General features: G+C 47.6%; 13 protein-coding genes. 12 read left to right on the top strand and 1 reads right to left on the bottom strand.

Annotation, left to right across the window (positions count from 1 at the left end):
* Nucleotides 1–16: 16 nt before the first annotated feature.
* From M1D67_RS11180 to M1D67_RS11170, 3 genes are read left to right on the top strand one after another with little or no spacing between them, the layout of a single operon-like run.
* Complete coding sequence (locus tag M1D67_RS11180; protein ID WP_026579614.1) at nt 17–799, top strand: enoyl-CoA hydratase; 783 nt, start codon at nt 17–19, stop codon at nt 797–799.
* A gap of 20 nt (nt 800–819) precedes the next feature.
* Nucleotides 820–2,349, top strand: a complete 1,530-nt coding sequence (locus tag M1D67_RS11175; protein ID WP_026579615.1) for an acyl-CoA carboxylase subunit beta — start codon at nt 820–822, stop codon at nt 2,347–2,349.
* Nucleotides 2,350–2,379: 30 nt separating this feature from the next.
* Complete coding sequence (locus tag M1D67_RS11170) at nt 2,380–4,332, top strand: AMP-binding protein (protein ID WP_039072758.1); 1,953 nt, start codon at nt 2,380–2,382, stop codon at nt 4,330–4,332.
* 70 nt (nt 4,333–4,402) lie between these two features.
* On the opposite strand, the gene M1D67_RS11165 is transcribed toward M1D67_RS11170, so the two are convergent.
* Nucleotides 4,403–4,627 (bottom strand): hypothetical protein, encoded by a 225-nt coding sequence (locus tag M1D67_RS11165; RefSeq protein ID WP_020451692.1) that lies wholly within the window; start codon nt 4,625–4,627, stop codon nt 4,403–4,405.
* A gap of 93 nt (nt 4,628–4,720) precedes the next feature.
* Here M1D67_RS11165 and M1D67_RS11160 point away from each other — a divergent pair, with 93 nt between their 5' ends.
* The 9 genes from M1D67_RS11160 (at nt 4,721) to M1D67_RS11120 (ending at nt 13,230) form a co-directional block, all read left to right on the top strand.
* Entirely contained in the window at nt 4,721–4,951 is a 231-nt protein-coding gene (locus M1D67_RS11160) for an excisionase family DNA-binding protein (protein WP_020451691.1), read from the top strand.
* A 398-nt stretch (nt 4,952–5,349) separates the two neighbouring features.
* A complete protein-coding gene (locus tag M1D67_RS11155; protein ID WP_479831825.1) occupies nt 5,350–5,784 on the top strand; it encodes a helical membrane plugin domain-containing protein in 435 nt (144 codons plus the stop codon).
* Between the two features lie 36 nt (nt 5,785–5,820).
* Nucleotides 5,821–6,999 (top strand): NAD(P)/FAD-dependent oxidoreductase, encoded by a 1,179-nt coding sequence (locus tag M1D67_RS11150; protein ID WP_020451688.1) that lies wholly within the window; start codon nt 5,821–5,823, stop codon nt 6,997–6,999.
* A 186-nt stretch (nt 7,000–7,185) separates the two neighbouring features.
* Nucleotides 7,186–7,791 (top strand): TetR/AcrR family transcriptional regulator, encoded by a 606-nt coding sequence (locus tag M1D67_RS11145; protein WP_020451687.1) that lies wholly within the window; start codon nt 7,186–7,188, stop codon nt 7,789–7,791.
* Nucleotides 7,784–8,638, top strand: coding sequence for an ABC transporter ATP-binding protein (locus M1D67_RS11140; protein ID WP_020451686.1), 855 nt, complete (start codon nt 7,784–7,786; stop codon nt 8,636–8,638). Before M1D67_RS11145 ends, M1D67_RS11140 begins: the two co-directional genes overlap by 8 nt.
* Nucleotides 8,635–9,345, top strand: a complete 711-nt coding sequence (locus M1D67_RS11135) for a fluoroquinolone export ABC transporter permease subunit (protein WP_145623908.1) — start codon at nt 8,635–8,637, stop codon at nt 9,343–9,345. The genes M1D67_RS11140 and M1D67_RS11135 overlap by 4 nt, the downstream gene beginning before the upstream one ends.
* Complete coding sequence (locus M1D67_RS11130; protein ID WP_103750463.1) at nt 9,342–10,058, top strand: ABC transporter permease; 717 nt, start codon at nt 9,342–9,344, stop codon at nt 10,056–10,058. Before M1D67_RS11135 ends, M1D67_RS11130 begins: the two co-directional genes overlap by 4 nt.
* Nucleotides 10,059–10,121: 63 nt before the next feature.
* On the top strand, nt 10,122–11,594 hold the full coding sequence (dacB, locus tag M1D67_RS11125; RefSeq protein ID WP_479831824.1) for a D-alanyl-D-alanine carboxypeptidase/D-alanyl-D-alanine endopeptidase: 1,473 nt from the start codon (nt 10,122–10,124) through the stop codon (nt 11,592–11,594).
* A 136-nt stretch (nt 11,595–11,730) separates the two neighbouring features.
* The gene (locus M1D67_RS11120; protein ID WP_051303777.1) at nt 11,731–13,230 is read left to right on the top strand and encodes a glycosyltransferase family 4 protein; all 1,500 of its coding nucleotides are present in this window, start codon (nt 11,731–11,733) and stop codon (nt 13,228–13,230) included.
* Nucleotides 13,231–13,376 lie beyond the last annotated feature (146 nt).

The following is a 13,376-nucleotide window of genomic DNA, read 5'->3' as shown; positions in this document are numbered from 1 at the left end:
GGAGGAGGAAGACCGAATGGAGCCCAATGTTCTTTATTCCATAAACGAGCAGGCGGTCGCCGTGTTGACGTTGAACAGACCGCAAGCTGCAAATGCCCTCTCGCTCGGACTTCTCGACGACCTTCAGCATATCCTTCGCGATATCCGTTCAAACCCGGCCGTCCGCTGTGTCATTATAACGGGAGTAGGGAACAGGACGTTTTGTGCAGGTGCCGATTTAAAGGAAAGAGCCCGCATGAGCCCCACAGAAGCGAAGCAGGCCGTTTCCATGATTCAACAAGTGGTCAGCCAGACGGAAAAACTGCCGCAGCCCGTCATCGCTTCATTAAACGGAAGCGCTTTGGGAGGGGGGCTGGAGCTTGCATTGGCGTGCGACATCAGGATCGCAGCCGAACATATTGAACTCGGCCTCCCCGAAACAACGCTCGCGATCATTCCCGGGGCAGGGGGAACACAGCGGCTGCCCCGCTTGATCGGCAGGGGAAAGGCAAAAGAAATGATCTATACCGGCTGCCGCATCAGCGCCGAAGAAGCGCAAAAGATCAGCCTAGTTGAACATGTCGTTCCGCTTCAAAAGTTAAAGGAAACAACCGAAAATATCGCATCGAACATTGCGGCGAACGGACCGGTTGCCGTCAGACAGGCGAAGTTCGCTATCAATCAAGGGCTTGAGACAGATATCGAAACTGGACTCGCGATAGAACAAAAAGCCTACGAGCTGACGATTCCGACGAAAGACAGAACAGAAGGGCTGAAAGCTTTTACAGAAAAGCGGAAGCCGTATTATACGGGAGAATAAAACGAACGGGGGGACAGCCGATGCCGGCCGAAAAGGAATTGTATGAACGCATTCGCCGGATTCAGGAAGGCGGAGCGCAAAAATACCATGAAGCTAATGAGAAAAAAGGAAAATTATTTGTCAGAGACCGATTAAAGCTACTGCTTGACGAAGGCCTCGACCTTGAGGACGCTTTTTTTGCCAATTGCATGGCAGACGGGCTTCCAGCAGACGGAGTCGTCACGGGAATCGGAAAAATCGGCGGCCGAACCGTTTGCGTCATGGCTAATGATTCAACGGTTAAAGCAGGATCATGGGGAGCGAGAACCGTCGAAAAAATCATCCGCATCCAGGAAACAGCCGAAAAGCTGAATTGTCCGCTTCTTTATTTGGTCGATTCAGCAGGCGCAAGGATTACGGATCAAGTTGACATGTTTCCGGGGCGAAGAGGAGCAGGGCGGATTTTTTATCAGCAAGTCAAATTATCCGGGCGCATCCCGCAAATCTGTCTTTTGTTCGGTCCTTCAGCGGCAGGCGGCGCCTACATACCGGCTTTTTGCGATATCGTTATCATGGTCGAAGGTAACGCCTCGATGTATTTAGGCTCGCCGCGCATGGCGGAAATGGTGATCGGCGAAAAAGTGTCGCTTGAAGAAATGGGCGGAGCGCGAATGCACTGTTCTGTTTCAGGCTGCGGAGACATTCTTGCCGAAACGGAAGAAGATGCGATCAAGTCGGCGCGCCGGTATCTTTCCTACTTTCCGCCGAACTACACCGAAAAAGCGCCTGTCATTGAAGCAAAACCCGCTCGTCCGTTTGACCGGCCGTTGGAGGAGATCATTCCGAAAAACCAAAACGCACCGTTTCAAATGATGGATTTAATCGACCGGATCATTGATGAAGCGTCTTTTTATGAGATCAAAAAATTGTTCGCGCCAGAGCTGATTACCGGTTTGGCGAGGATTCACGGGCAGCCTGTCGGCATCATCGCCAATCAGCCGCGGGTCAAAGGCGGTGTGTTGTTTCACGATTCGGCAGACAAAGCCGCAAAGTTTATCAATTTGTGCGATGCCTATCATATCCCGCTGCTGTTTCTGGCTGATATCCCCGGCTTTATGATCGGAACAAAAGTCGAGAGGGCGGGTATTATCAGACACGGAGCGAAAATGATCTCAGCGATGGCCGAAGCAACCGTGCCGAAAATATCCGTCATCGTCAGGAAAGCTTATGGCGCAGGCTTGTATGCGATGGCGGGACCGGCCTTTGAGCCTGACTGCTGTCTGGCGCTGCCTACGGCTCAGATTGCTGTGATGGGTCCGGAAGCAGCGGTAAATGCCGTTTATGCCAAAAAAATCGCACAATTGCCTGAAGAAGAGCGGTCCGCCTTCATTGCCGAAAAACGGGAAGAGTACCAAAAAGACATAGACATTTACCGGCTTGCTTCAGAAATGATTGTCGACGGGGTCATTCCGGCCGATTCGCTTCGTACGGAACTCATCAAACGGCTGAATGCATATATGACCAAATACATGATATTTACGGAACGGAAGCATCCTGTTTATCCCGTCTAAAGGCCAATGAAACGAAAAGGGGGAAACGGTATGGCCGAAAAAGCGGTTTGGCAGCCTGATCCGGAATTTGTAAAAGCGACCCGGCTGTTTCAATGGATGACAGCTCTCGGTTTTTCCGACTATGATGATTTTTTGAAAGCAAGTACAGACGATATCGCCTGGTTCTGGGAAGAGGCCGAAAAAGCGCTCGGCATCAGCTGGTACAAGCGGTACAGCCAAACATTGAATCTCGATAAAAGCATAAAATGGCCGAAATGGTTTTCCGGCGGACGCTTAAATGCCGTTTGCAGCGCCGTGGAAAAATGGTCCCGACAGCCTGATACGGCCGAGAGGACAGCCCTCATCTGGGAAAGTGAAGACGGAAAAACAGAACGGATCACCTATTCTTCTTTACATCAAAAAGTCGCCCGTGCGGCAGCAGGCTTTAAAAAACAAGGCATATCAAAAGGGGATGTCATTGCGATTTACATGCCGATGATCCCGCAAACGGTCATCGCCATGCTTGCCGCCGCTAAAATCGGCGCGGTATTCTCCCCGGTTTTTTCAGGCTACGGGGCCCATGCGGCAGCCGCGAGACTCAGCGCTGCCGGAGCAAAAATTCTTGTCACGGCAGATGCCTTTTTGCGAAGGGGAAAGAAGGTCTGTATGAAGAAAGAAGCTGACAAAGCAGCAGACCGCGCCCCCACTGTCCAAAAAGTTGTCGTCTGCCGGCTTCACGATGGCGAACAAGATTGGAATCATAAGAGAGATATAGACTGGAATGAATTGATGAAAAGCGATCCTCTCCAGATGACAGAAGAAATGGACAGTTCAGATCCGCTCATGCTGCTTTACACATCGGGCACGACAGGACAGCCGAAGGGAGCGGTTCATACCCACGCCGGTTTTCCGCTGAAAGCTGCATTTGATGCGGGCTTCGGGATGGATGTCAAACAAGGGGACACGTTTTTCTGGTTTACAGACATGGGCTGGATGATGGGACCGTTTTTAATATTCGGGGGACTCATAAACGGAGCGGCAGTTTTGCTGTATGACGGAGCACCGGATTTCCCGGCCCCGAGTCGGCTGTGGGAGCTTGTCAGCAGACACCAGGTGTCGCATCTCGGCGTCTCTCCGACGCTCATTCGCTCACTGATGCAGCACGGCGAAAATTTTCTTCATCAATGCGACCTGAGCAGTCTGAAGGCAATCGGCTCAACGGGAGAACCATGGAATTATGAACCGTGGATATGGCTGTTCCGCCATGCTGGAAAAGAGCGGATTCCTATTTTTAATTATTCAGGAGGAACGGAAATTTCAGGCGGCATTTTGGGCAATGTGCTCCTGCGGCCAATCACGCCGATGACGTTTAATTCGCCTCTGCCTGGCATGGCGGCCAATGTCTTCAACGAAAAAGGGGAGGAAGTCGTCAATGAAGTCGGGGAGCTTGTCCTGACAAAGCCGTGGGTCGGCATGACGAACGGTTTTTGGAAGGAGCCGTCCAGATATGAAAAAGCATATTGGAGCCGCTGGACTGACGTCTGGGTGCATGGCGATTGGGCAAAACGTGATGAAAACGGCTACTGGACGATCAGCGGACGTTCTGATGATGTGATCAATACTGCTGGGAAAAGGATCGGGCCCGCCGAAATAGAGTCCGTACTGGTCGGCCATCCAGCGGTGGCGGAAGCAGGCGTTATCGGCGTTCCGGATCAGCTCAAAGGTCAGGCTGCCGTCTGCTTTGTCGTCCTCACACAGTCGGAAAAGCCGTCGGAAAAACTAAAAGATGATTTGCTGAACCTCGCCTCTGACGCGATCGGTAAAGCGATCAAGCCAAAAGCGGTTTACTTTGTCAGCGGTCTGCCGAAGACGAGAAATGCAAAAGTGATGAGACGGCTGATCAGAGCTGCCTATTTGAACGAGCCGGCAGGCGATTTGTCAACATTGGAAAATCGTCAAACATACGATGAAATTGCCGGCCTTTCAGCGCAAAAAAATCTGTAGTATACTGGATAAGGCTTGCAGACAAAGAAGAAGGACACGTCCTTCCTCTTTTTATTTTAAGACCAAAAACTCACATTCTGACGATAACCGAACCTCCGCCGGCCGCGCAGACGCGGTTTTGCTGCTCTTCAATTGAACGCAGCAGCTGATTGTTGCATTCCATGAGTTTGATCAGCAATTCCATTTGATCTTCGAGATTTTTCAGCCTTTGATTCATCTGCTGAGAAGATTGGCCGGTGTGCATGTGCGGGGCTGAAGGCGGATAAGACGTTTCAGAATTCCATTTTGAATACATAGAAATAGGCCTCCATCATCTAAACTGATATATCTTATCGTATGATCCTAAAATCGCAACGTTCGCCTAAATCAAAACGAGAGGAACTAAAACATGTACTTGACGATAAAGGAAACCGCAGAATATTTAACGCTTTCAGAAGCATATGTTGAACAGCTTGTGAGAGAAAAGAAAATTCGCACCGTCTTCGACGGACAGCAGCATTTAATCAACAAAGATCAATTCAATACCCATATGGAACAGATGGAAAAGTATAAAGAGTGGGCGGAATCCGTTCTGAACGAACCCATCCCCGAAGATCCGGATGTTAAAGATGAAGATTAACCGAGATAACGATAATTTCATTATGTAAACTAGGTGCGTTTCTGGGAAATATTCGCACGACTCTATCATGACGTGTGAATGGGACGTTTCGTAAAAAAAGACACAATATAGGAAATGAAAGGGATGAAAGAAGCCCTATATATAAAGTTTTCTATGATTTTATTTCATTTCCGAAACAATCACGTTCATTTTTTGTTCAAAAAGTGTTATCATTTAGTAGTAAAAAATACAGCGTGTTTTGAGATTGCGGGTTTTCGGGAATTCCAGACTGAAAACAGCAAAACAAACACAAAAGGGGAGAACCTTTTTGCGGACTTGTTTGTGCACAAATTCACAAACTGTGAAAAAGGGGTTCCTTCAAAAAACAGCACATCGCTTATTGAAAAGGAGAATTGGTTATGCCGGAAACAATCGATCAAACAGCTGATCAAACAAACGAATCTGTAAGCCAAAGCCAACGCGATCTTATCGATCAACTGCTAAAACCTGAAGTACAGGAGTCTTTGACTGTTTTAGTCGACCAGCTTCCAAAGCTGACAGAACTGGTCAACATTTTGACAAAGTCTTACGATTTCGCACAATCCGTTGCAACTGATGAAGTATTAAAAAATGATACGGTCGGTGCCATCACAGAAATTCTTGAGCCTGTCAAAGATACGGCAAAAGAAATCACGGCTACCGCCATTGAAGCAAAAGACCGCGCTGACGAAAGCAATGAAGTCATCGGACTTTTCGGTTTGCTGAAAATGCTTAAAGATCCGCAGGCCCAAAAGATGTTCCGCTTTGTTCAAAGCTACCTGCAAATCATGTCAGAACGCGAAAAACAAAAATAATCACTATACATTCAGAATAAGGACGGAGGATTCACGATGTCAAAACATATCGTCATTTTAGGCGCTGGTTACGGCGGATTACTGTCTGCTTTAACAGTTCGCAAACACTACACAAAAGAAGAAGCAAAAATCACAGTGGTTAACCAATACCCGACACATCAAATCATCACAGAACTGCATCGCCTTGCTGCGGGCAACGTGTCAGAACAGGCCATTGCGATGCCGCTTGCAAAGCTTTTCAAAGGAAAAGACATCGATCTTAAAATCGCCAAAGTCAACTCGTTCTCAGTTGACAAAAAAGAAGTCGCTCTTTCTGACGGCTCTACCCTGACGTATGACGCGCTTGTCGTCGGTCTTGGTTCTGTCACTGCTTACTTCGGCATTCCTGGCCTTCAAGAAAACAGCATGGTGCTCAAATCTGCAAACGATGCAAACAAGATCTTCAAGCATGTTGAAGAGCGCGTGCGCGAATACGCTAAAACGAAAAACGAAGCGGATGCTACGATCCTAATCGGCGGCGGCGGACTAACAGGCGTCGAGCTTGTCGGTGAACTCGCCGATATCATGCCGAACCTTGCGAGAAGCTATGGTGTCGATCCGAAAGAAATCAAGCTGAAGCTTGTTGAAGCCGGTCCGAAAATCCTGCCGGTTCTTCCGGATGAGCTGATCGAACGTGCGACAAAGAGCCTTGAAAAACGCGGCGTTGAATTCTTGACAGGACTGCCTGTCACAAATGTAGAAGGAAACGTTGTTGATTTGAAAGACGGGCAAAAAATCGTCACAAATACATTTGTCTGGACCGGCGGTGTTCAAGGCAATCCGCTGATCGGCGAGTCAGGTCTTGAAGTGAACCGCGGACGCGCAACTGTAAACGATTTCCTTCAATCCACATCACATGAAGACGTATTTGTTGCAGGAGACAGCGCCGTTGTCTTCGGTCCGGATGGCCGTCCGTACCCTCCGACAGCTCAAATCGCTTGGCAAATGGGCGAGCTGATCGGCTACAACCTGTATGCATACTTAGAAAACAAATCAATGGAAACGTTCAGCCCTGTCAACTCAGGCACGCTTGCAAGCCTTGGCCGCAAAGATGCAGTTGCCGTTATCGGCGCGAACAGTACATCTCTTAAAGGCCTGCCTGCTTCATTGATGAAAGAAGCGAGCAACGTCCGTTATCTGACTCATATTAAAGGTCTGTTCAGCCTTGCTTATTAATGGAAATGAAGCGCTACTTATAGTTTAAACTATAAGTGGTGCTTTTTTTTGCTTTAAATTTGACGGGCAAATGAAAATATTGTGGTAAATTTGAACCAAAATGCATTGACAAAAAGACGGTCTCATCGCATTATATGAATATAAAATAAAAATATTCATATGTTTATAAATCAAGGAGAGACTGACATGCCAAAATTTACCGAAAAAGAAAAGGAAGCGATACGCTCAGCTTTAGTGCAAAGCGGAAGAGAGCTTTTTGCGCAGCTTGGATTGAAAAAAACGAGCGTTGGTGAGCTAACAGCCTCGGCCGGAATTGCCCAAGGCTCATTTTATACATTTTTCGACTCGAAAGAGGAGCTTTATTTTGAGATTTTGCAGCAGGAAGAAAGTAAGATCCGCGCCCAGCTTGAGGCATCATTTTCTGAAAGCGGGGAAACATTTGCACAGTTTTTGCGTGAAGCATTGGCGGTGATGGAAGATAACCCGTACATTCGCCAAGTTTACGATGACAACTTACTCGAGACACTCTTCCGCAAACTCCCCGAAGAAAAGCTGCAGGCGCATTTCGACAGCGACGAAGATTTTTTCAAGCCTTTAATTGAAATGGGCCAGGAAAAAGGTTGGCTTGTCAGAAAAAAACCGGAGACGATCGTCAGTGTGATTCGCGCCATTGTTCTTTTATCCTTTCAAAAATCAAATATTGGGGAAGACCGCTATGACGAAACGATGGATTTGCTTATCGAATTGATCGGACAGGGGCTTTCGGCCAAGGAGGATGCATCCCATGATTGAAGTCAGCGGGCTTCGCTTCACATACCCCGGACAAAAAACGCCCGTATTGAAAGGAATCGACTTTTCGATTCAAAAGGGTGAAATTTTTGGATTTCTCGGCCCGTCCGGTGCTGGAAAAAGCACGATTCAAAAAATATTAATCGGTATTTTAAAGCAATATGAAGGCCGGGTTTCTGTGATGGGGAAAGAATTGAGTCAAGCCGACAGCTCCTTTTATGAGAAAATCGGCGTCGCCTTTGAATTTCCGAATTTCTATCAACGATTAACGGCACTGGAAAACTTAAATTTGTTCCGTTCCTTGTATGCATCTGAAACCGAGGAGCCGGAAACGCTGCTCGCTTTAACGGGTCTTGAAGAGTACGGCCGGACAAAGGTATCCGCTTACTCAAAAGGCATGAAAATGAGGCTGAATTTTTTGAGAGCCCTGATCAATCAGCCTGATCTTTTATTTCTAGACGAACCGACCTCGGGGCTCGATCCCGTGCATGCCAAAAAATTAAAACAGCTTATCCTGAACAAAAAGGCGGAAGGGAAGACGATCCTGATCACAACGCACCACATGCAAACAGCTGAAGAAATCTGCGACCGCGTAGCTTTCATCGTTGACGGCAGGGTGGCTTTGATTGATTCTCCAAGCGCCTTGAAAGTGCAAAAAGGAAAAAGGCACGTAAAAGTGGAGTACCGCAGCCGCAGGCAGCTGGAAACTGCTCAATTTGACCTTGATCAGATCGGCAGCAGCCCGGAATTTTTGAACTTGATCAAGGACCACCCTGTGGAAACCATTCATTCCCAAGAAGCATCGCTTGAAGACATCTTTATCGATGTGACGGGGAGGCGTTTAAGTTGAGGATCTTATCAGCGATTTCCCATGATATCAAACTTCAGTTCAAGCACGGTTTTTATTATGCCTATTTGCTGATCAGCGCGGTGTATATCGCTGTGTTGCAGTTTCTTCCAGCTGATTACAGGGAGGCGGCCAACATTGCCTTGACGTTTTCAGACCCGAGCTTCCTGGGGTTTTTCTTCATCGGGGGTCTTGTTTTACTGGAGAAAGGGCAAAACATCCATGACAGCCTGTTTGTAACGCCGCTAAGTGCGAGTGAGTATATTCTTTCCAAAACGGCGTCTTTATCCGTTTTGTCTCTCGGATCGAGCATTTTCATCCACAGCAGTGTGTTTGGCTATGGAACAAATTCCGGTTTGTTCGCTTGCGGCGTGCTGTGCACTTCATTTTTCTTCACGATGATCGGCTTAGGTTTGGCGGTGCGGTGTGAAACCTTAAACGGATTTTTCTTTTTGTCTTCTTTGAGCACCTTTGTGTTCGTTCTGCCTTTGTTTGAAACAGCTGGCATTTGGAGCAGCCCGCTGTTTTACGCTCTGCCGTCAAAGGCCTCATTAATGCTGTTAGGTTCCGCCTTTACCGGCCTTCAGCAGTGGGAGCTCGTCTACGCGATTTCCACTCTCTTGTTGTGGAACGGAGCCGCGTATTTCTGGGCGAGGCATTCACTTCAAACGTTCATCACATTAAAGCTTGGCGGAGGTGATACACGATGATGAAAATCATTCAGCTGATACGCGGAGATATGAAACAGATCAAACGTGATTCAATGCTTGCTTTTTACGGTCTGGCGCCTTTTCTGCTCATCATCGTGACAGCCGCTGGCATTCCTTTGTCAGCGGAACTGGCGGCATTCAATATCACCCCATACCGTCATTTGATCATGAGCTTTGCCATGCTTTTCATCCCCCTGATTCTCGGTATCATGTCGGGGTTTATCCTGCTTGATGAGCGCGACGAAAATATGATTCAGTATTTTGCCGTGACGCCCTTGTCGAAGCGCGGATATGTCTTGATACGCCTCATCCTGCCAATGGCGCTGACTTTTTGCTACAGCATTTTGCTGTTTGCATCCGGCGGTTTAATGGCGCCCGGCTCTGTGTACCTTTTGTTCATCCTGATCATGGTCACGCTTGAAGCCCCGATTTACACGCTGCTTTTAGCCGCTTACGCTTCGAACAAAGTGGAAGGGCTCGCTTTAATGAAAGGGTTCAGCCTGCTCACTTTCATGCCGGCCGCGGTTTATTTTATTCCTTTGCCGTGGCAGCTTTTCGGCGTTTTCACGCCGACCTACTGGACAGCGAAAACGTACTTGGCAGGAACTTCTCATGAAGGGCTTGTTTTCGTTTTCGGGTTCATCGGAGTTGTGCTGCATGTAATGATACTGCTGCTTTTATACCGGAGGTTTTTGGTGAAAACCGATCAATAGGAGTATATCCCGCCGCGTTTTGCAATAAAGTATTAGAACCATCAGCGGGAGGCGGGATATTCTATGAAGAAAAATATGAAGCTTTGTCTGTGTATGATGATGATCTTTGTATTGACGTTGGCCGGCAGCATAGACGGCTTGGCCGCCGGGGAAAAAGGCGCCGGGCTCAAAGAGCAAATTGATCAGCTGTTAAAGACCGAGCCTGATTTAAAAGGAGCGCTCGCAGGCATCAGCGTCAGGTCCGCAGAAAGCGGGAAAATGATATACGGCCATATGGGCGATACACGGATGAGACCGGCGTCCAATCTGAAGCTTTTAACGGCAGCAGCTGCCTTTTCCGTCCTGGGTGAGGACTATACCTTTCCCACAGAGGTGATGACAGACGGCGCACGATCCGCGAGCACACTCAAAGGCAGCCTTTATCTAAAAGGAAAAGGCGATCCGACGCTTTTGAAAGCCGATTTTCAGCAAATGGCCAAGGCACTCCGAAAACAAGGGATCACTGTCATCCGGGGAGACTTGGTCGGCGATGATTCCTGGTATGATGAGGTCCGCTACTCTCAAGACCTTTCCTGGAGCGATGAAGACGCATACTACGGAGCGCAGATCTCGGCTTTAACAGCTTCGCCAAACGAAGACTATGATGCCGGAACGGTCATCATCGACGTGAATCCTGACGGCAAAACCGGGAAAAAACCCGTTGTATCGCTTACTCCGCAAACTAATCATGTCAAAATCGAAAACGGTGCCAAGACCGTTGCTGCAGACGGAAAAAAAGATATCACGATTAAAAGGGAACACGGCGGAAATACCATCCAAATCAAAGGGACGATTCCACAAGGCGCTTCAAGGGTCAGACAATGGGTTGCGGTTTGGGAGTCGTCAAAATATGCACTCGATTTATTTAAACAGGCTTTACAGCAACAAGGCATTCGAATCCTGGGAGAGACTAAAACCGGCAAAGCGCCAAAAAAAGCGCGCCGCATCACCGCACATCAATCCATGCCGCTTTCAGAGCTGATGATCCCCTTTATGAAGCTCAGCAACAACGGCCATGGCGAAACACTGATCAAGGAAATGGGAAAAGCCGCGAGCCGTGAAGGAAGCTGGGATCAAGGTCTGGAAGTGTTGAATAAAGAACTGCAGGGATTTGGAATGGACACAGAGAAGATCGTTCTCAGAGACGGCTCAGGCATCTCGCATATCAATTTGATTTCTGCCGACCAGATCACAAAGCTATTGTATTCCGTTCAAGAAGAGAAATGGTTTCCGTCGTTTACCCGTTCACTCCCGGTTGCGGGAGAAAGCGACAGAATGGTCGGCGGCACATTAAGAAACCGGCTGAAAGACCCGGCTCTAAAAGGCAAAGTCAGAGCGAAAACAGGCTCTCTTTCAACCGTCAGTACCTTATCGGGCTATATCGATACTGCAAGCGGCGAGACATTGATTTTCTCCATTCTTCTCAATCAGCTCGTGGATGATGAAAAAGGAAAGGATATTGAAGATAAAATCGTTCAAATATTAGCTTCTTCATGACAGCTCCCATTGCTTAAGGCAATGGGTTTTCTTTATTGAAAAGGCTTTCCATTCACTTCGTACTTTTTTCAGCTGAGGCCATATAATGCTAAGAGATTTCATTTCAATAAGTTTAACAGCAGGCAGGGGGAAATATATGAACATTTTGCTGGCTTATTATCGATACTCTCCACATACAAACGGCCCGTCTACCTATATTGATATCCTTAGAAAAAGCTTGGAAGGAGAAGGGCATTCTGTCGATTTAATGTCGCACGATACCCGATGGCTCAACATTCAGGTCGCCGATCAGCAGCCGGCCGATAAACACCGGTTAAAACATGAGCTGATTCACCGTCTTCAAACAGCTTATACCGAAAAATATCCCCTGTGGATATATTGGCGTGAAATGGAGCGCTACAGTTTGGAACAAGCTGTTAAACAGTTTGATCTTAAGAAGTATGATTTGATCCACTGCCACGATTTTATGACGGCAAGAGCACTGGCCCGTTCCAAACCTCAGCACACGCCTTTAATCGTGTCCCTCCATAACTTTAAATATCATGAAGCAAAGATTACCGGGGAATTTGACGAGAAAAGCGGCCAGGAACAGCAATACATGAAAATCGAAGAATGTTTGGGCGCAATGTCTGGAGACGTTGTGGCCGTTCCGTGCGAATGGCTGAAACACGAGCTGATTCAAATTGGTGTGACGCCTTCGAACATCCGAGTCATCCCGTATGGAATTGTAAAAACACCCTTTATCGAAAAGAAAAATAATCTCCCTAAAAGCCTCCCGCATCAAGGAAAAAAGATCATTCTCTGTCCGGCGCGGCTCGTTCCGGTGAAAGGACACCGCTATTTGATCGAAGCGCTTTATAAACTGCGGTGCGAAAGGGATGATTTTCACTGCCTTCTCGCAGGCGAGGGTCCGGAGCTCGAAACTCTGCAAAGCCTGTCCGAAAAGCTCGGTATCGCGTCGGCGGTCTCTTTTCTCGGAAAGCGAAAAGATATACCTGACTTAATGAATATTAGTGATGTCATTGTTTTGCCGTCGCTTCACGATACATTTCCGCTCGTCATCCTGGAAGGGCAGTTCTCCGCAAAACCTGTGCTGGCGACAAACGTAGGCGGGGTAAAAGAAATCATTGATGACGGTGCGAACGGATTGCTTGTTCCCCCGGCAGACAGCGAAGCGCTTACTGAAAAGCTGCGCCTGCTGCTCGACGATGACAAAACCCGGCAAAAATTGGGGCGCCAAGCGTATCAAAAAGCTATGAAACATTGGGATATCAGCTTTCACATGAGGTCGATCGAAAACCTGTATCAAACATTCGAGACACAAAAAAGAGCAGTGCGGTCCTGCAAAAATCATCGAAAAGAGCAGGGGCTGGACCTGGAAATCCTCGAACAAATCGGTGAAAAGAAAACGTCAGAAGCGGAGTACACGATTGCCGGGGAAATCCCGGAACATCTCAAAAGCCAACTTAAAAAAGAGGACCATTACATTCATGTTTATGATTTGTCAGGCGTTTTACTGCAGACAAAAGCGGTCGATTCGAAAGGGTGCTATGAATTTCACCAGCTCCCCCGAGGCAGCTATGTCTTGAAAAGCACTATCGAAGCATTCGGCAATCAGTTCGTATCCCTCGACTGATGATAAATACTTCTGCGCAAGCCGGCTGTTTAGCCGGTTTTTTATATAACAGTTTTCATTTTATTTGACTTTATTATAATACAGATTCAAATAAGAAAATTGCTTCAAACAACATCCTATATTAGGAAAAACGCGATGTTCAAAGA

This window comes from Bacillus sp. PK6-025 (assembly GCF_056530265.1).
The sequence above is the reverse complement of the archived record's forward strand: the minus strand, read 5'-3'. Positions and strand labels throughout refer to the sequence as shown.

Coding starts and splice junctions, on each gene's coding strand:
- M1D67_RS11180 (WP_026579614.1), top strand. CDS start 17: ATGGAGCCCAATGTTCTTTATTCCATAAACGAGCAGGCGGTCGCCGTG.
- M1D67_RS11175 (WP_026579615.1), top strand. CDS start 820: ATGCCGGCCGAAAAGGAATTGTATGAACGCATTCGCCGGATTCAGGAA.
- M1D67_RS11170 (WP_039072758.1), top strand. CDS start 2,380: ATGGCCGAAAAAGCGGTTTGGCAGCCTGATCCGGAATTTGTAAAAGCG.
- M1D67_RS11165 (WP_020451692.1), bottom strand. CDS start 4,627: ATGTATTCAAAATGGAATTCTGAAACGTCTTATCCGCCTTCAGCCCCG.
- M1D67_RS11160 (WP_020451691.1), top strand. CDS start 4,721: ATGTACTTGACGATAAAGGAAACCGCAGAATATTTAACGCTTTCAGAA.
- M1D67_RS11155 (WP_479831825.1), top strand. CDS start 5,350: ATGCCGGAAACAATCGATCAAACAGCTGATCAAACAAACGAATCTGTA.
- M1D67_RS11150 (WP_020451688.1), top strand. CDS start 5,821: ATGTCAAAACATATCGTCATTTTAGGCGCTGGTTACGGCGGATTACTG.
- M1D67_RS11145 (WP_020451687.1), top strand. CDS start 7,186: ATGCCAAAATTTACCGAAAAAGAAAAGGAAGCGATACGCTCAGCTTTA.
- M1D67_RS11140 (WP_020451686.1), top strand. CDS start 7,784: ATGATTGAAGTCAGCGGGCTTCGCTTCACATACCCCGGACAAAAAACG.
- M1D67_RS11130 (WP_103750463.1), top strand. CDS start 9,342: ATGATGAAAATCATTCAGCTGATACGCGGAGATATGAAACAGATCAAA.
- dacB (WP_479831824.1), top strand. CDS start 10,122: ATGAAGAAAAATATGAAGCTTTGTCTGTGTATGATGATGATCTTTGTA.
- M1D67_RS11120 (WP_051303777.1), top strand. CDS start 11,731: ATGAACATTTTGCTGGCTTATTATCGATACTCTCCACATACAAACGGC.